Here is a 17,587-nt window from a genome sequence, read left to right on the forward strand (position 1 = left end):
GAAAGATAAATTAACAACAAGATAGTTCAGAATTAAGCATTATTAATTCAAATCAAGCGTGTTATAGATATTTAAGCTTAGCTAATTTACTCTGCAAAACCAGACAAAATAGGTTATCAAGATATATAGCAATACGAAGTTTTATTAGGACACTCATTACTCGTTACTCGTTACTCATTACTTACGAGCAATCAAATAAACTTGTCCTAACGTAACTTTGTACGGCTATATGTTCTGCTCAACAATATACGATGCAACTATTAGATAAAATTCGTTTAGGTTTGGCTGTAGGAGTGGCAAAAACTGTTACGGGGATAGTTAGGTCACTGCGTTTGGGCGCAGCTTCAGTATTACCAGGAGAAATATCTCGTCGTCTTCACCCTAAATTGCTACCACTCTTATTTGAACAAGTAAGTAATGGTGTGATTTTGGTAGTGGGGACAAATGGTAAAACCACAACTTCTTTGTTGTTAAAACAAATTTTAGCTGATTCTGGTTTTCAAGTGGTGCATAACTCCAGTGGTGCTAATCTTATCAATGGCTTGATTACAGCCCTCTTAAATAGTACAGACATCACAGGTAAACTCTCTGCCGACTTTGCCATCCTGGAAGTAGATGAGAATATCTTACCGTTGCTATTAAAAGACTGTCAGCCGAAGTATATTCTAGCTCTCAATTTATTTCGCGATCAATTAGATAGATACGGAGAAGTCGATACGATTGCTCAACGTTGGGCTAAGGCGATCGCACCATTACCAAAAGACACAACGATTATTTTGAATGCTGACGATCCCACTCTTTCTAGCCTCGGACAACAGCTTCCTCAAAAAGTTCTCTATTTTGGACTAAATGAACCAGAATTGTATCTTGAGGAAATACCCCATGCCGTCGATTCAATTTATTGTCCTCGTTGTGGACACCTTTTAGATTATCAGGGAGTTTATTTATCTCATTTAGGGGATTATCAATGTCCGAGCTGTGGTTTTACTAAAAGTAAAACATCATTAGATAGCCAAGAATATCCTCAAATTCTCATCGGTGTTTACAACAAATACAATACGTTATCGGCAAGCTTGTTGGCTCAAGAAATTGGCATTGAAACTAATGATATTTTTAGTACCATCAAAAACTTTAAAGCCGCATTTGGTCGTGCCGAAGAATTAGAAATTGACAATAAACAAGTGCGGATTTTATTGTCCAAAAACCCTGTAGGTATGAATGAAACTATTAGAGCAGTAAATAATATTAAGAAGACAGGAAAATCAAATGTAACTCTATTAGTATTAAATGATCGTATTCCTGATGGTACTGATGTTTCTTGGATTTGGGATGTGGATACAGAAGAATTAGTTAAGCTAGGAGGAACTTTAGTTGTCAGTGGCGATCGCACTTACGATATGGCATTACGATTAACCTATAGTTCTGAAGAAATTGCAACTGAGAGAACTAATTTCAAACTGGTAGTTAAAGAGGATCTGCAACAGGCGATTAATGCTGCTTTAGAATTCACTCCAGAAACAGAAACTTTGCATATTATTCCTACTTATTCGGCGATGTTAGAAGTTAGAGAAATTCTTGTCGGACGCAAAATTCTCTAATTAAACTCTTTAATTGAAATCTTATCTAAGCGATCGCCTGTTGATAACGTCTATTTACCTCATCCCAGTTAACAACATTCCACCAATTCTCGATATATTTACCCCGTTCGTTACGATAGTTCAAATAGTAGGCGTGTTCCCAAACATCAAGTCCCATGACAGGGTACATGCCCTCCATCAGAGGACTGTCTTGATTAGGAGTCATGATTACCTTTAGCTGCTGGTCTGGATCTAAAACCAGCCAAGCCCAACCGCTACCAAACTGTTTACTACCAGCCTCGCTGAATTGTTCTTTAAATGCTGCAAAACTACCAAAAGAAGCTGCAATTGCTTCGGCGATCGCTCCCGTAGGTTCTCCACCACCATCAGGACTCATAATTTCCCAGAACATTTTATGGTTGACATAACCACCACCATTATTACGAACCGTAGTGGCAACATCTTGGGGTACACTCTCAATTGTTCGTAATATATCTTCAGGAGATTTACTGGCTAATTCTGGATATTGGCTAACTGCTTTATTAAAATTCTTGGTATAACCGGCATGATGCTTATCATGATGAAATTTCATTGTTTCAGCATCAATGTAGGGTTCAAGAGCATCATAATCGTAAGGTAAAGGTGGTAATTCGAAAGGACCTTGAAGGTCATCTTCTGCCAAAGCGATATCACCGAATTTTCCGAAAAGAGCGACGATACTTCCAGACCCTAAAAGAAATAGGAATTTACGACGATTAGAGTTCATATAGAATCAAACTACTTTAAAATTACATTTTATAGATACTTATAACGAGCGTAATGTAGCTTTAAACAAGAATTTATGAAGCTTTGAACAAGAAAATGTTTCTAAAATCTAAACTTCAACTATCTATAGCTAATAATCTAGAAAGTCAAGATACTTGTAGACCTAGAAATAGCGTAGTTGTACTTGTAAATTAGTTTCTGCACCCGTAACTAATACTGCGGAATCTCCAAAACTGGGAGAACTTGTTTTAATTTCTGGGTTTTGAGAAAAACCAAATCCTTCCTTGGGAATGCCCAAAAAATTACGATTTAGTTCGCCATCTCCATTAAGATCGTGGAATACAGCTAGGGCATAAGTACCAAGATGTAAATCTTCAATTATTAATGTTGGCGATCGCTCTTGAACAGAAATACATTTTGCTTGTAAGGTATTGTCGCTACTATCGGGAAATCCTTTGTTACTGGCAAAAAGGCTAAAGCAAATCTGTCCTTTTGTTTCTTTCAAGCCTTCAATTTGCACTTTCATAATACTATTGGCAATACTACTGTGAACTTGTGGCGGAAAGCATAAATATCCTCCTATAGTTAGCAGCAGTAGACTAGCCGACCATCGTTTCATAATTAATTATTCCTTATTAATTATTCCTTTGTTAATGAAGTAGTTAAATTAAATAGGTGATTGTTTTATTTAAAAATAAAATAATCACCCTGCTAATTACTGAAACTAGATTTTGTTCTCTGTTGTTGCACCCAAGCATCGGGATCGGGAGTAGAAATAGTAACAGTAGTTACAGTTTCTTTTTCTACATCGGTAGGTACTCGTAAAGTAACTGCTCGTCCTAATTCTCCTTCTTGATAATTGACTGTTAACAGTCCAGCATAAAGATCTGTTCCTTCTGGCAAAATTAACGTATCAATTCCTGTAACTGTGCAAATATCTGATTGACAGCCATCAGGTTGGAAGGTAACTGAAGTTACTTGATGATCTTTCCAATTATAGTTGTTTAATTCGATAAATGGTAAAGGAACAGGAACAAAACCTAAAGCACCATCCAAAATTCCTGAAGTCAAATCATTTTTAACACGTGTTGTATGTAAAATTTTGATAGTATTGTCCTGTTTTTCCATCCGAATCCATTCGTCATTTTCACCCGAGCGATTGAGTTGAACCTTGAGAACCTGGAGTGGCTCTTCTAAACAGTTAGAATTTTGGGGGAATTTGGTACAGAGACTTTCTCTCTCAATTTCTAATATCTTCTGTTCTGGTTCGGCTAGAGAATAATCATAATCTTCTTCTAATTTTGTCTGTTCTAGTTCGGTCAGAGAATAATCGTAATCTTCACAGCGGGAATTAAGGGGAAACTTGTTACATAGACTATCTAAATTGGATTTTTTGGTAGCAGCTTGAGTAGTTAGGATTTCATTGACTATCAAAATTGCAGCTATAACAAATGTCAGTTGAGAAATATTTTTGATTATGGGATTCATTGCTAATAATCTCGAACACGATTAATCTCTATACCTCAGAGAGTATCTTTATGATTTTTGTTTTCCAATTCCCTTCAGTCACAAAAAAACATGACCAGAGTCATGCTCTCCAAACCCTTTATCTGTCTTAAGGTATTGGTAGATTGTATGATCCAAACCCATCAATGTTTACTAATGCAGTGGCGAATTCACTATCCTCAATCTTCGGGAAATTACGTTACGTAGAATGGCTGTTTCTTGCAGTTCATATGGTGATGGGAATCAGTAGTGGCAAGAATAATTTGGGGTTATGCTTGGCTTTTTACGGAATTTTTCTAGTTTTAAGCTGGATATTGCCTCTAGATCGACCTTTAATAGTGAGGCAAATCTATGTATTATCAGCAATCCTATTAATGGTCTGTGCTAATTTCGTAGGTGTCAGTTTAGATTTAGTACTCTATCTCTATATTGCCAAAAGCTTTTTTTTAATTGGTGAAATAAGAACTTATCTGATTACTGCGATCGCGGGAATTGTTTGGATTATTAGTGATTGTGTCTCTGAAATTCAAGAATTACAAGAATTAAATCAAGCTGTAGATTTTCAACCGCCTTTTGGTTTTAATTCTCATAATTTAAGTACAATTTTTATACACTCTTTGGGTATTTATCTTGCAGTCAGTGTTTTTGTAATTTCATTTAGCTCGGTAGTTTGTGCCGAATACAAAAGCCGTAAAAGAGCAGAAGCATTAGCCGAACAGGTAGAAACTTTGGCAGCAGATTTAGAACGCACTCGTATTGCTCGCGATATACATGATTCTTTAGGGCATACTTTGACTAATTTAGATATTCAATTAGCTGTAGCTCAAAAATTACGCGATCGCAATCTTCAAAAAGCTTTTCAAGCTATAGATACGGCTAAAATGCTTTCTAGCCAGTGTATCGAGGATGTCAGTCATGCAGTAAAAACCATGCGAGATTCTAATTTTGATCTTGATCGTGCCTTAAAGAATCTCATGGAGAAAATTAGGAGCGATCAATCTGTACAAATTCATTGGGAGATTAACTTACCTCAGTTACCAATTGCCATTAGTCATCAAATTTACTGCGTGGTTAAAGAAGGATTGATTAACATTCAGAAACACGCCCGCGCTTCTTGCATTGACTTTCAAAGCAAATTCACCGCCAAAGAGATTATTTTACAATTAGAAGATAATGGCACTGGTTTTGATTTGACTGCATCTACTTTTGGTTCGGGTTTAAAGGGAATGACAGAACGAGTGCAAGGTTTGGGTGGCAAATTAAGCATTAGCAGCTTACCAAATCGAGGAACGAAAATTTTAGTGATAATTCCACGATGATTAGTTTATTACTGGTAGATGACCAAGATATTTTCCGTCAGGGTTTAGCTACTTTATTAGCCACAGAAGAGGATTTAGAAGTAGTGGGACAAGCTAGGAATGGTCGAGAAGCGATCGCTTTAAGCGAACAGCTACAGCCTGATGTAATTTTAATGGATGTGCGTATGCCTATCTGTGATGGCGTAAGTGCTACTCGCGAGATTCATCAACGTTATCCATGGATGCGAATTCTCATTTTGACTACCTTTGAAGATGACGAATATGTCTGGCAATCTTTACAGGCTGGAGCAATGGGCTATATTCTTAAGCGCAAGTCTTCTGAACAGATGGCGATCGCGATCCGTGCTGTCGCTCAAGGATATTCTCAATTGAGTTCGGCGATCGCTCCTAGAATTTTTGCCAATCTTAAACCAGCCGATCCCAAATCAACCGATGTCCTCAACCAACTCAGTCCACGAGAATTAGAAATCTTAAGGCTAGTAGGACAAGGAAAAAACAATCAAGAAATCGCCCAAACCTTGCATCTCAGTATCGGTACGATTAAAAACTACATTACCCAAATTTTAAGCAAATTGTCACTGCGAGATCGCGTTGCTGCTGCTCTCTTGGCACAGCGATATTTACTGGTTTAAGCTGGCTGCCGTCTACTGAGGGTAAGCGAAATTTACGGTGGCAAAACTTTATTTTCGCGTTGTTTAAGTAACAAGTAACAAGTAACAAGTAACAAGTAACAAGTAACGAATAGCTTTGTGCCGTTACTCATTACTCTTTACTCAAAGTGATTAAGATTGTTTAATTCCCACGCCTTTTTTCGTTCACCCGTTTACTGAGTACTCATCTGCTTAAATAATTTTCCTACTTCTGGATTATAAACCAGCATATAGTTCCAATAATTTTCAAATACTGATTCTACATATCCTTTAGTTTCACGATAAGGGATTTTTTCTACAAATTCATCAGCATCTTGTAAGCCATAACGAGATACCCATTTGGCTACAGCATTAGGACCTGCATTATAACTAGCAACCGCCAGCATGGAGTTGTTGCCATATTTTTTATGGGTAAAGTCGAGATAATAAGTGCCAATATTAACGTTATCTTCTGGATTGGTCAGAGAATAGCTGGATAGACCGATATTTTTGGCTGAGGTTTTTGCCGTAGGGGGAATAACCTGCATTAAACCTAATGCCCCCGCAGAAGATTCAATTTCTGGTTCAAAACGGGATTCTTGCCGAATCAGAGAAGTAACTAACAAGGGGTTAAGCTGACGCTGTTTAGACCACTTAAGAATAGTTTGTTCAAATGGAAAAGGATAAAGAGCTTGCCAATATTCAGGGGTTTGTCTTAACTGTTGCCATTGCAGTTTATCCTCTGGTTGATTTCGATCTTCAAGATACCAAATTTGATTGATTCCTCGGAGATTTTTTCCTTGATAGAGCTTTAATAAACCATAAGTAAATTCGTCAGCAATGCTCAACTCAGTGCGATTGGCTCTGCCACCGCCCAGAGGGCGATCGCTTATTTCTGTCTGAAATTGTGCCCAGGCTTCTTGCTCGAATCCCAGTTGATAAAGCTCTTGAAACGTTTCTGAACCTCCAGGAGGATTAATTCGAGTGCTTTTAACGACTTGTGGTATCTGGTAACGAACGGTAGTAAAATCTCCTACATCCCAACCTAAAGCTACCGCCGATCGCCAAGCATAATATGATCTAGGGAAACGAGCCAGTACTGACTTATAGGCAGTACTTGCATCTTCGGGTCGATTTAGTTTTTCTGCCCATTTAGCAATCCAAAAACCTGCTTTTGGGGCAATTTTACTTTCGTGATTATCAACTACAATCGGTTGTGCCCATTGCCAAGCTGCAATCAGATCTCCTGATTTGGCTTTTTTACTAGCAACACTCCAGCGATATTCAGCAGCAGCATCAGAATTTTTGTAGTTAGTGAGAACTGTTTGACGAGCTTGAGTAGCCGAAACAGGGCTTTTGAGAGCATCTAATATTTTTGCCTTTTCTAATAAAGCCTGAGGTGCTTGTTGAGGAAATTTTTGGATTGCTAAGTCAAGATATTTCACTCCCTCTTTTTTGTTGACTATGGATGCCAAACGACGTAAACCTAATCCAGTGTCTTCGGCATCAGGAAATTGTTGTAGTAATTGAAGATAATATTGTTTGGCTTTAGTTTTGCTGTTACCAAGATGATGACCTCGACCAGCCCGATAGAGATTACGAGCTGTGAGAGGGGATTTGGCATAGGCTTTTCCTGCTTTGCCATAGTCCCACTTTAACCAATAGCCATCGGCGATCGCCTCCCAATCACCTGGAGTTAACTGGCTGGCGTATTCATTAACCAGACGGTCTCTCATCTGAGCTACGCCTTCGTCATCTGGAGTGTATTTGGTCAAAATTTTCATCAGTTGAGGTTGATCGGCATTTTGACTTAGTTCCTGGCGAATTATCTGATGAGTCAGTGGATGAGCAGGAAACTTAGCGATCGCTTTTTGCCAGTAATCAGGATTAGATTGACCCAATAAATATAAAGCTTCAGCAGCAGCAGGGGAATCAGAATATTGAGTTACTATTTTTTGCCAAGCTGTTTCGGCCTCACTATTATTTTGTTCTAATTGATATGCTTTTCCTTTGGCTAACAAAACATATGCAGCTAATAAAGGATATTCTCCTTCTAAACCTTGCAATTTAGCTAAAGCTTCTTGTCCTTGTTGACGATCAATTAAATCTGCTGCCAAGAGAAAACTATTGCGGTTACTATCTGAAGATTGATTCAGGTCTACTACTGGCTGAGCAGAAAAAAGATGTTCTTGATGTGGGAGGGGAGACTGAATTTTGGCTATTCTTTTTTGTTTAATTATTAAAGATAAGGAACCTAAAATAACTGTTGATACTAATCCTAGACTAATTAATAGAAAAGTTTTGTAATTTGATGATTTCCACATATTAATATTAGTTGATCAACGGTAAAGGTGAAGGAAAAGACTAACCATTATTATTCCCAAAATCAAATCTTTTACTGACATCAAAAAATCGAATAATAATAACTAAAAAATTATTATTAATTTACGATTGATTGGCATATATACTTACAACGGCAATTTAAATACTCAAATTAAGGAGTAAATATCATAATAGCCATTGTATTATTTTTATTGTGTTTTTTTTCGATCACACTATGATTATTATCAATAAAAAAGCAATCGCTATCTAGGATGAAAATCTCAAAATTGCGATCGCCTAATACTAAATAATGTTGAGTGTAATTAAATTAATTACATTAATTCCAATTACCAATCAAAGTAAATGAAGACCAGAAGTAAGGGTGAGAAAGCCCCAAAGTTCCGCCGGGGAAATTATCAGGCAGGGCTAAATTTTCTCCATTGGATAAATTAACTTGACCATCATTAACTTTTACGTTGCCTTGCAACATTGCTAATTGAGTCTGGCGTAATGCTTCAGCTTTAACCAAAGTACTGCCCAGTTGGTCATAAAATTCACCCATTAAGGCCAATGTTCCTAGGTCGCTAACATACCACAAGCTTGCTAGTGCAGACTTTACACCTGCTTGTACCGCTAATCCTGCAAAACCCAGTTCTGCTTTTTCATCACCCAGAGCAGTTTCACAAGCACTCAATACTAATAATTCTACTGGAGTATCATCACTACTCCATCCTAGCTGACTGGATAACTCCTGCAATTGAGGTATTTTCAATTTGTCATCATAAAACTGAATATAAGAATCACTTAAATCACCGGCTTTAAACTGTGCATGAGTACCCAAGTGGATGATTGGGAAAGGAGTACTACGACTATTCTGTGCAATAAAGTTAGAAATAGTAAACTGCTCATTAATAAATGCCTCTCCTTGACGAGGATTACGCACAATTGTTTCCAATTCAACGGGCATAGCAGGTAAAGCTGGTTGTTCTTGAAACTCCGAAGCCCCCATGGCTAAAATAGGACTTTGATCGAGACTTACATAACGAGTGTCGGTTAAACCAAAACTCGGTACTAAAGCTACTGCATATTTCTCGATTAAGAATTGTTCCCCATCGTGGAGTGCGGCTACGGGTAATAAACGTAATCCCGAATCCATTGAAAAAACCAAAATATCAATATCTTGGGCTTGTAATTCTGCTTCAATTGGTTTGATCAATAGCTGATAAAGTTCCTGAGCCGAATTCATATAGCTAGCTTGATCTAACTTGCCCGGATTACTCACTTCTTGGCGAAACTTAGTTGACGTAGCAACCAAATCTTTACGAGATGTTTCTTTGATTGTTTTACGCAGTGTTAGAGCCTGAGGTTTAGGGGAATCTATACCATTAAGATTGGCCGAGGCAACGGTAGGAGTCTCAGCAGTGGCAGTAGTTTCATCAGGTAGAACAACGAATGATTCCAGTTGATTCTCTTGTAGAGAAATATTAATAAATGCTGGCTTTTTGCCGGTTTGTTCCGATAATTCAGCTAGCCTTTGAGAAATTTCTTTGACGGAAGGCACGTCTCCATACAATTGTAGTCCAGAAGAATTCATTAATTGAGTTAGTTGATATTCCTCTTGCATTAGTATTGCCGTATCAGCTGGAGATTCTTGAAATACGGTTTCATAAGTAATACGATCTACTTGTCCAAAATCTGGCTGTGTATTTTCTTCAGCAGTTTCTTCTTCAGCAGTTTCTTCTTCAGCAGTTTCTTCTTCAGCAGTTTCTTCTTCAGCAGTCTCCTCTTCAGTTGCCTCTTTTTTAGTCACTGCTTCTTCTTCAGCTACTACCTCTTCTTCAGTTACTGTTTCTTCTTCAGTTACTGTTTCTTCTTCAGTTACTGTTTCTTCTTCAGTTACTGTTTCTTCTTTGGCGACTGCTTCTTCAGCTACCTCTTCTTCGGCTGTATTAGTTACTTCCTCTCGTGTTACTTCTTCTTCCGTTTCTTGGGAAGTACTTGTATTTGTTGGTTCTGATTCTTCAGCAATTTCATCTTGAGTTCTTGATGTTTCAGTTTCCTGAGTATCTTGTGTATCCGCTATATCATCTCCTTCTCCATCATCCGCATTGGTTTGTTGACCTACTGAATTTTCAGTTTCTCCATCCACAATTTCCGATTCTGCTTGTACTTGTTGTGAATCTACTCCATCCGAAACTTCTACATTCTGTTCTGTAGAATCATCCGTAACCGAAGAATTTCCAGTTTCGTTATCAAAATTGTCGCCTGTCTCGACTACAGATTCAGGTTCTGAATCTATATTAGGATTGGAAGTTTCACCTACCTCATCAGCGATCGCATTACCTTCTGAGGTTATTCCTGGATCACCTGCCGTATTTTCTTGCAAAGTAACTCCTGAAGTGCTTTGCCCTTCAGTTGTCGTATCGCCCTCGGTAGTAGTGACGTCAGTTTCGGGAGCTGTCTCGCCTTCGGTGGCAGTGACGTCAGTTTCGGGAGCTGTCTCGCCTTCGGTGGCAGTGACGTCAGTTTCGGGAGTGGTGTCCCCTTCGGTAGCAGTGACGTCAGTTTCGGGAGCTGTCTCGCCCTCGGTGGCAGTGACGTCGGTTTCGGGAGCTGTCTCGCCCTCGGTGGCAGTGACGTCAGTTTCGGGAGCTGTCTCGCCCTCGGTGGCAGTGACGTCAGTTTCGGGAGCTGTCTCGCCCTCGGTGGCAGTGACGTCAGTTTCGGGAGCTGTCTCGCCTTCGGTAGCAGTGACGTCAGTTTCGGGAGCTGTCTCGCCTTCGGTGGCAGTGACGTCAGTTTCGGGAGCTGTCTCGCCCTCGGTAGCAGTGACGTCAGTTTCGGGAGCTGTCTCGCTCTCGGTAGCAGTGACGTCAGTTTCGGGAGCTGTCTCGCCCTCGGTAGCAGTGACGTCAGTTTCGGGAGCTGTCTCGCCCTCGGTAGCAGTGACGTCAGTTTCGGGAGCTGTCTCGCCCTCGGTGGCAGTGACGTCAGTTTCGGGAGCTGTCTCGCCTTCGGTAGCAGTGACGTCGGTTTCGGGAGTGGTCTCGCCCTCGGTGGCAGTGACGTCAGTTTCGGGAGCTGTCTCGCCTTCGGTAGCAGTGACGTCAGTTTCGGGAGTGGTTTCGCCCTCGGTAGCAGTGATGTCAGTTTCGGGAGCTGTCTCGCCCTCGGTAGCAGTGATGTCAGTTTCGGGAGCTGTCTCGCCCTCGGTAGCAGTGACGTCGGTTTCGGGAGTGGTATCTCCGTCGGTAGCGGTGGTGTCCCCGTCAGTAGCGGTGGTATCTCCGTCGGTAGCGGTGGTGTCCCCGTCAGTAGCGGTGGTATCCCCGTCAGTAGCGGTGGTATCCCCGTCAGTAGCGGTGGTATCCCCGTCGGTAGCGGTGGTATCCCCGTCAGTAGCGGTGGTATCTCCGTCGGTAGCGGTGGTATCCCCGTCGGTAGCGGTGGTATCTCCGTCAGTAGCGGTGGTGTCCCCGTCGGTAGCGGTGGTATCTCCGTCAGTAGTTATATCACCAGAATCGGTAGCATCAGTATTGTCGTTATCAGTAGTTACATCACCAGCATCAGTACCATCGCCTGATATTACCTCTTCTACAATAGTTTCGCTCGGATCCCCACCATTATCGACAGTGGCATCCCCACCATTATCGACAGTGGCATCCCCACCATTATCGGCAGTGGCATCCCCACCATTATCGACAGTGGCATCCCCACCATTATCGACAGTGGCATCTCCACCATTGTCGGCAGTGGCATCCCCACCATTATCGACAGTGGCATCTCCACCATTATCGGCAGTGGTATCCCCACCATCATCGGCAGTGGTATCCCCACCATTATCGGCAGTGGTATCCCCACCATTATCGGCAGTGGCATCCCCACCATCATCGGCAGTGGCATCTCCACCATTATCGACAGTGGCATCCCCACCATTATCGGCAGTGGTATCCCCACCATTATCGGCAGTGGCATCTCCACCATCATCGGCAGTGGTATCCCCACCATCATCGGCAGTGGCATCCCCACCATCATCGGCAGTGGCATCCCCACCATCATCGGCAGTGGCATCTCCACCATTATCGGTAGTTGTCTCCTCATTAGGAGGCATTTCTCCAGGATTGGGTCCTGTGATATCGGACATATTTCCTGATTGAGAACGGACTGGATTAGTAGCTATTAATAACCAGGTAAGTACTAAAGCTATTTTGATTGGTAATTGAAATAATTTCATATTTATATCTTGCTCGAACTTAACTATTTAAAAGGAAAAAGTATAACCAGCACCAAGAATAAATCTTGCCCCATCCCCGGCTGACCCAGTGATATCTGTGACAGCAGGTACTATGACGATAGGTAACTTTCTAAACAAAACTATCGGAGTACCGATTGTTAAATCTTGACCACTCCATTCAGCAACCAAACCAACAGGCTCTATTATTTTGACAGCAAAACTGGTAAATACACCTAATGTTTCATTGCCATTGTTAATATCAGACTCCGAACGAAATTGTCCTCCGCCTACTCCTAATGAGGTATATATTTCACTAAAGGGTTTAGTTCTATCTTGACGAAGTTTAAATCTTTTAGTGACAACCCCGTAAACTGAAGAACCGCCATCTGTATTTCCAAATGTTGCCAGACCCTGAACTCCTAGAGCAACTGCAAAATCTTTAGGTAAACGCCGATGCAATTTTAGATTAACTGCCCCATCTCGAAATGGAGCGCTGACATCAACTAAACTAATCCCGACTTGCGCACCAACGTTTTTTTGAGGATTACCCAGACCAAAACCCAAACCAATTACTCCATCAGATTGATCGTCAAAGCGTACACGCTCTTGAAACCCGAAACCAATACCAGCACTTCTCCATGATGCACCGTAGGCAGATGGATTAACTATAGTAATACTTGGTGAAGCTCGATATGGTTCCTTGGGAAGAGGAATACGCAAGGGTATTCTTTTTGGTTCAAATCTTTCTCCTCCTGATGGTTGACGACGTAAGGAAGGGGTTCCACTTTCTAAAGGGGATGTTGATTCTTGAGAATCAACAGCAACAGTCTGAATAATATTTAAATTACTAAATCGGACAAAATCAAATTCTAATTCTGATTTTGTAGATGTATTTTGATTTTGAGTAGATCTGATCGCTGAGAAACTAGAATACTTATTTTTATTATTAGGTGTTTTAGCTGCAACTCTATTAGCTGTGGATAAAAATAAACTATTTATTGAGATAAAGCTAATAAATCCTAAGATTGATTTTTTTTTAAATGGCATTTATGAGCTATATTTTCGGTTGTTTTTATATTTAATTTCTAGCTAAAGGATACTTGCACTAATTATTAAGATTGCATTGATTGTCTCAGTTTGATTAATAAAGCCATAAAAATAACTATTGGATCAACTAACAATTAATCATTGTAATTAGCAATTTTAAGAGATTAAAATATAGAGCTGGAGATGTGCTTTACTCATAGATCGATATAATCGACGATATTTGAGGTGAGTGAGTAAGTGAGTAAAACTAGAGGCAAGTTAGGGCAATCGATTCTAGCACAACAATAATTCGTTAGTTTAATTTAGATATTCGATTGTGCTTATTTTTTAAGTTTACTCTTTTTCTTCTGTCGATATTGTATTTATAGGTGTTTATTTAATATGTCCAAGAGCACTTAAAATTCACTTTGTTAGACAAGAATCCAAGAAAATAAATATCCAAAAGTAAGATTATTGCACTACTTGTTAGCTTACCAAGGCCACCATAGGGGTTGATAGGGCTTATCTTCAAAGCTATAAACACCTCTAGCATTAAGCGCCATGCACTCTATAGGTTTTTTGTTGTCTAAAACGCAGCCTGCGTCATAGTTAGGATTAACACTAAAAAGCTTTTCACTATCTTCGGTGTTACAATTTTGATTTTCTTCAGAAACAAGGCATACTAAATTTTCTGCTTCTGCTTCTTCTGCTTTAATATATTTTTCTTGTCCTTGTTGATATGAAGCTTGTAATTTGGTGGCAGTTTGCTGACACACCCCTTTTCCCGACTGTTCCGGAAGTAGATATTCTGGGTGCCAACTAATTAGTGGAGTTAAATTTACCTTCCCTGGAGTGTAAGCGAACATTGTTGGTGTATCTTGTGCCGAAGCACAGACAAAAATGGTGTCGCCAGATTTACGGCTTGAATCGCTCTTAGCTTGAATAGGTGCTACATTTAGGGCGATCGCAGTTCCTATTAATGCCGTAATAAGATATTTTTTATTCATGGGAACTCGTTGGTATTTTATATAGAGCTATATTAAGTATATTTGACGAAATAAACAAATTTATTGTTCATTATTTCACTAATTTACGCTTTTTGAGCGCATGTTCTTAATATTTTAATAAAAAAAAAGCTAGTGTCTGATTACACTGGCTTCGTATGGAGGTATTTATTAGCGAATCGGAACCCAAATCGAATCTGTAAGATTTTATAGGCTAAGTCTTATTGCTGATATCAATAGATGATGAGTTGGGTTTTTCAAAAAAATCAAGGCTTCTAGCATTTCCTGCGAACTTCTGATAATGCATTTCTGGTAGCATTCCAATTGCTAAATTTTTGAGACTAAATAAACATCTTCAGTATTTTTGACCAGTGTCGCTGTGTTGGATTTTGGTGGATGCTGAGATTTTATGTCACAAATATCTTCTAAATTTACTATTTCCCCAAAGTTATTTACCATATAGCAAGATGGTTTGGGCTTAGCCTTAGTTAGTCCAATTGCTAGACTGCTCATTATAACTGTAGAAGAAATTAGGATTAAACCGTTACGAGAAAGTGAAAGTGCGTGGGCTAGTGAATTCATAAATTTTGCTCTCTAAAAAACAATTTTGGATACGCAGCGATTTGAGCTACTTGGTCTTACACTGTGTTTAAGCAAATTATCCATAGCCGGGATTGTAGTAAAGCTTGTTCTATACCCTACAAAATTACTAGTATTTTTTAATTGATATGTAGAAAGTTTGTCGAACTAAATTTTCTGCTCACAAATAAGTAGATGGACAAAATTAAATTCATAGTCAGAGATAGGGAACAGGCAATAGGGAACAGGGAACAGAAAAATAATTTGTGTAATTAATTCTGTCTATATACTTATTAGGATTGATTTAGCCTTTTCCAGGTTAAATCTTTCGTTTGCTCATCCCAATGCCAACGCACTAAGTTAGCAGGCTGTCCGATGCTAATACCTGGTAATTTCATTGCTTTTCTGGGAGATTCCGTTGCCATAGCGATCGCTTTTTCTAGATTGCAACCCCACTTAACTAAGTTTTGTACTCCGACCAATAAGGGTAAAGTTGTCCCAGATAATGTACCGTCTCGTAATCTGGCAGTCCCATTAGTTACTATAATCTCACGTTCATCCCAAGGATAAACTCCGTCAGGTAATCCAATCGGAGCTAAGGCATCACTGACCAAAAAAATACCGCGCTCGTAATTGCTTGCTTTTAAAATAATTTCCAGCATGGTAGGAGAAACATGATTGCCATCAGCGATTAAGCCACAATAAACGTCTGGGTTAACGATAGCTGCCCCCAATAATCCTGGTTGACGATGGTGCAAACTAGGCATGGCATTAAAAGCATGAGTAACCATCGATGCGCCTTGAGCAAATGCCTGTTGGGCTTGGCTAGCTGTGGCTAAAGAATGTCCTAAGCTGACAATAATATTCTTGTCTAGTAAATAAGTAATCGTCTCACCACTACTATCCAATTCTGGGGCTAGGGTCATAATTTTGACAATATGACTATAGTCTCCCAGAACCTGTTTAATATTCTCGATAGTTAAAGACAATAAATATTTTGCTGGATGTGCGCCTCGCTTTTGGTAGTTTAAAAATGGTCCTTCTAAATGAACTCCCAATACTTTAGCTGTATCTTCTTTCTCCTCTTGATTAGCCATAAATTGAGTGATCGTTGCCAGCGATCGCTGTATTTTGTTTATTGAGGTTGTTACTATCGTCGGTAAAAAGCCATCCACACCTTGTTGCCACAGGAACTCGCAGATCTGTTCCAATTTAGGCAAGTCCTCTAATTCTAGGTCGGGAAAAGCTAAACCCAATCCACCATTGATTTGTAAATCTATACCCCCAAGAGATAACCAATCTCGTTCTAGGTTAATAGTTGGTGTAATTGGTGGATGATCTAATGTGGGGGCGATCGCTACTATTTTTCTTTCTTGGATAGCAACTTGCTGTAGATCTTGATATCCAACTACCCGCGCATTAATAATTAGTTGATTTACCCTCATTAAAAAGCTATTTCCTCTATTTACTTAATCCAAACTTAAATAATGGGTTAACAAGATCAGCCTTGTAATTTAGCTTAATTAATTCTTATCTGTCAGTCACACCCACAGTAGAGGTTTACAAAAATAAATCGGGATGACAGGATTTGAACCTGCGACCCCTGCTTCCCGAAAGCAGTGCGCTACCAAGCTGCGCTACATCCCGTGATTGTTAAGTCCTTTAATTATACGAATCCTCGTTGTTCTAGGCAAGCGGGGATTTTGTTTATCAGTTTTTATCCTGATTGACTGACAAAACTTTTAAGAGACATTGTAGGAATAAGTCAGAACTTTGAATTCTAATTGATATGTTCGTCGCTCGTGTTGTTTAAGTGATGCCATTGCTGGCTCAGGGTCTTGATTGCTAGAGAAAGTTACAATCTGGAGCAACTTCCAACCATTTAAAAGTGCAGCCTTGACCCAATCCCAGCCAATCCGATTCGGGCCGGTCAACATTCTGGGGAGACCCCACAATTACGCCCTCAGAAAATAGCTGTTTCCTCGAAACCAATGGGTATCAACCCATCTTCGTTTTCCAGTACGAACTACCTCGACACCTTGGGCGCTGATGTAAAGAGTAGCGACAGCTAAAATAAACCATATGCGGAGCGGTGAAGCAGTTCGTTGGCGGGGTACGATGCGGCCATACGCTTGGCCTTTGTCCCGCTCAAAACAAAGGCGATTCGGTTCGCCGCATGTACTGCTGAACCCTTTAGGGTATCCTTTAGGACAAGCGAGACAAAGGGCTTGCACGCATGTAGGCGCAAACATCGCGAATCATTACCAAAATTTATAGGGCAGTTATTTCAATTGTCAAAGATAGTGAAATTGGACATCGATAGCGATGTAAATGAATACTTAAACTCATAATTTATAATCTATAACTTGTGTATTGCGATCGCCAGACAGCATAGCTAGAGAAACAGTGCAAGAGAATGGGAATATAACCAAACCTTTTGAATTCTTTCTGGCTGATTTCACTGAAAGATAAGCGATGCCCATTGCTGACAAGTTAAGACAAAATAGTTTTAGTCAACTACTACAGGCAGTGTTTTTTATATTAGATAGCACTAAATAACCTGAGTTCGGGATAAGCTCAAAGCCTTAATACATAAGGATTTGAAAAACTGCTTTTTTCAATAAAA

13 protein-coding genes and 1 tRNA gene are annotated in these 17,587 nt (G+C 39.8%); 3 read left to right on the forward strand and 11 right to left on the reverse strand.

The window, feature by feature from the left end; translation table 11 throughout:
* Nucleotides 1–251 precede the first annotated feature (251 nt).
* Nucleotides 252–1,598: a Mur ligase family protein gene (locus PLEUR7319_RS0110515; protein ID WP_019505186.1), complete on the forward strand. Its 1,347-nt coding sequence runs from the start codon at nt 252–254 to the stop codon at nt 1,596–1,598.
* A 25-nt stretch (nt 1,599–1,623) separates the two neighbouring features.
* Here PLEUR7319_RS0110515 and PLEUR7319_RS0110520 read toward each other — a convergent pair whose 3' ends face one another.
* The 3 genes from PLEUR7319_RS0110520 to PLEUR7319_RS0110530 all read right to left on the reverse strand — a co-directional run bounded on the left by PLEUR7319_RS0110520 (nt 1,624) and on the right by PLEUR7319_RS0110530 (nt 3,830).
* Nucleotides 1,624–2,343, reverse strand: coding sequence for a superoxide dismutase (locus tag PLEUR7319_RS0110520; protein ID WP_019505187.1), 720 nt, complete (start codon nt 2,341–2,343; stop codon nt 1,624–1,626).
* A 162-nt stretch (nt 2,344–2,505) separates the two neighbouring features.
* Nucleotides 2,506–2,961, reverse strand: a complete 456-nt coding sequence (locus tag PLEUR7319_RS0110525) for a DUF2141 domain-containing protein (protein WP_019505188.1) — start codon at nt 2,959–2,961, stop codon at nt 2,506–2,508.
* A gap of 92 nt (nt 2,962–3,053) precedes the next feature.
* Nucleotides 3,054–3,830, reverse strand: a complete 777-nt coding sequence (locus PLEUR7319_RS0110530) for a hypothetical protein (protein ID WP_019505189.1) — start codon at nt 3,828–3,830, stop codon at nt 3,054–3,056.
* Nucleotides 3,831–3,994: 164 nt separating this feature from the next.
* Between PLEUR7319_RS0110530 and PLEUR7319_RS0110535 the strand changes: the two genes are divergently transcribed.
* Nucleotides 3,995–5,167, forward strand: coding sequence for a sensor histidine kinase (locus tag PLEUR7319_RS0110535; protein ID WP_019505190.1), 1,173 nt, complete (start codon nt 3,995–3,997; stop codon nt 5,165–5,167).
* Nucleotides 5,164–5,799: a response regulator transcription factor gene (locus PLEUR7319_RS0110540; protein WP_019505191.1), complete on the forward strand. Its 636-nt coding sequence runs from the start codon at nt 5,164–5,166 to the stop codon at nt 5,797–5,799. The genes PLEUR7319_RS0110535 and PLEUR7319_RS0110540 overlap by 4 nt, the downstream gene beginning before the upstream one ends.
* A 191-nt stretch (nt 5,800–5,990) precedes the next feature.
* On the opposite strand, the gene PLEUR7319_RS0110545 is transcribed toward PLEUR7319_RS0110540, so the two are convergent.
* From PLEUR7319_RS0110545 to PLEUR7319_RS41600, 8 genes are all read right to left on the reverse strand, one after another.
* On the reverse strand, nt 5,991–8,120 hold the full coding sequence (locus PLEUR7319_RS0110545) for a transglycosylase SLT domain-containing protein (RefSeq protein ID WP_019505192.1): 2,130 nt from the start codon (nt 8,118–8,120) through the stop codon (nt 5,991–5,993).
* Between the two features lie 335 nt (nt 8,121–8,455).
* Entirely contained in the window at nt 8,456–12,352 is a 3,897-nt protein-coding gene (locus PLEUR7319_RS39995) for a CHAT domain-containing protein (RefSeq protein WP_019505193.1), read from the reverse strand.
* Between the two features lie 27 nt (nt 12,353–12,379).
* Nucleotides 12,380–13,399, reverse strand: a complete 1,020-nt coding sequence (locus PLEUR7319_RS34860) for a hypothetical protein (protein ID WP_019505194.1) — start codon at nt 13,397–13,399, stop codon at nt 12,380–12,382.
* A 470-nt stretch (nt 13,400–13,869) separates the two neighbouring features.
* Nucleotides 13,870–14,385 (reverse strand): COP23 domain-containing protein, encoded by a 516-nt coding sequence (locus PLEUR7319_RS0110560; RefSeq protein WP_019505195.1) that lies wholly within the window; start codon nt 14,383–14,385, stop codon nt 13,870–13,872.
* A gap of 324 nt (nt 14,386–14,709) precedes the next feature.
* Nucleotides 14,710–14,964, reverse strand: coding sequence for a hypothetical protein (locus PLEUR7319_RS0110565; RefSeq protein WP_019505196.1), 255 nt, complete (start codon nt 14,962–14,964; stop codon nt 14,710–14,712).
* Nucleotides 14,965–15,254: 290 nt separating this feature from the next.
* Entirely contained in the window at nt 15,255–16,406 is a 1,152-nt protein-coding gene (gene nagA / locus PLEUR7319_RS0110570) for an N-acetylglucosamine-6-phosphate deacetylase (protein ID WP_019505197.1), read from the reverse strand.
* Between the two features lie 128 nt (nt 16,407–16,534).
* Nucleotides 16,535–16,608, reverse strand: a tRNA-Pro gene (locus tag PLEUR7319_RS0110575).
* Nucleotides 16,609–16,703: 95 nt separating this feature from the next.
* The gene (locus PLEUR7319_RS41600; RefSeq protein ID WP_019505198.1) at nt 16,704–16,898 is read right to left on the reverse strand and encodes a hypothetical protein; all 195 of its coding nucleotides are present in this window, start codon (nt 16,896–16,898) and stop codon (nt 16,704–16,706) included.
* Between the last annotated feature and the right edge of the window lie 689 nt (nt 16,899–17,587).

Source organism: Pleurocapsa sp. PCC 7319 (assembly GCF_000332195.1).
Classification (GTDB): Bacteria; Cyanobacteriota; Cyanobacteriia; order Cyanobacteriales; family Xenococcaceae; genus Waterburya.

Coding starts and splice junctions, on each gene's coding strand:
- PLEUR7319_RS0110560 (WP_019505195.1), bottom strand. CDS start 14,385: ATGAATAAAAAATATCTTATTACGGCATTAATAGGAACTGCGATCGCC.
- PLEUR7319_RS0110515 (WP_019505186.1), top strand. CDS start 252: ATGCAACTATTAGATAAAATTCGTTTAGGTTTGGCTGTAGGAGTGGCA.
- PLEUR7319_RS39995 (WP_019505193.1), bottom strand. CDS start 12,352: ATGAAATTATTTCAATTACCAATCAAAATAGCTTTAGTACTTACCTGG.
- PLEUR7319_RS0110540 (WP_019505191.1), top strand. CDS start 5,164: ATGATTAGTTTATTACTGGTAGATGACCAAGATATTTTCCGTCAGGGT.
- PLEUR7319_RS34860 (WP_019505194.1), bottom strand. CDS start 13,399: ATGCCATTTAAAAAAAAATCAATCTTAGGATTTATTAGCTTTATCTCA.
- PLEUR7319_RS0110565 (WP_019505196.1), bottom strand. CDS start 14,964: ATGAATTCACTAGCCCACGCACTTTCACTTTCTCGTAACGGTTTAATC.
- PLEUR7319_RS41600 (WP_019505198.1), bottom strand. CDS start 16,898: ATGTTGACCGGCCCGAATCGGATTGGCTGGGATTGGGTCAAGGCTGCA.
- nagA (WP_019505197.1), bottom strand. CDS start 16,406: ATGAGGGTAAATCAACTAATTATTAATGCGCGGGTAGTTGGATATCAA.
- PLEUR7319_RS0110520 (WP_019505187.1), bottom strand. CDS start 2,343: ATGAACTCTAATCGTCGTAAATTCCTATTTCTTTTAGGGTCTGGAAGT.
- PLEUR7319_RS0110535 (WP_019505190.1), top strand. CDS start 3,995: ATGTTTACTAATGCAGTGGCGAATTCACTATCCTCAATCTTCGGGAAA.
- PLEUR7319_RS0110545 (WP_019505192.1), bottom strand. CDS start 8,120: ATGTGGAAATCATCAAATTACAAAACTTTTCTATTAATTAGTCTAGGA.
- PLEUR7319_RS0110530 (WP_019505189.1), bottom strand. CDS start 3,830: ATGAATCCCATAATCAAAAATATTTCTCAACTGACATTTGTTATAGCT.
- PLEUR7319_RS0110525 (WP_019505188.1), bottom strand. CDS start 2,961: ATGAAACGATGGTCGGCTAGTCTACTGCTGCTAACTATAGGAGGATAT.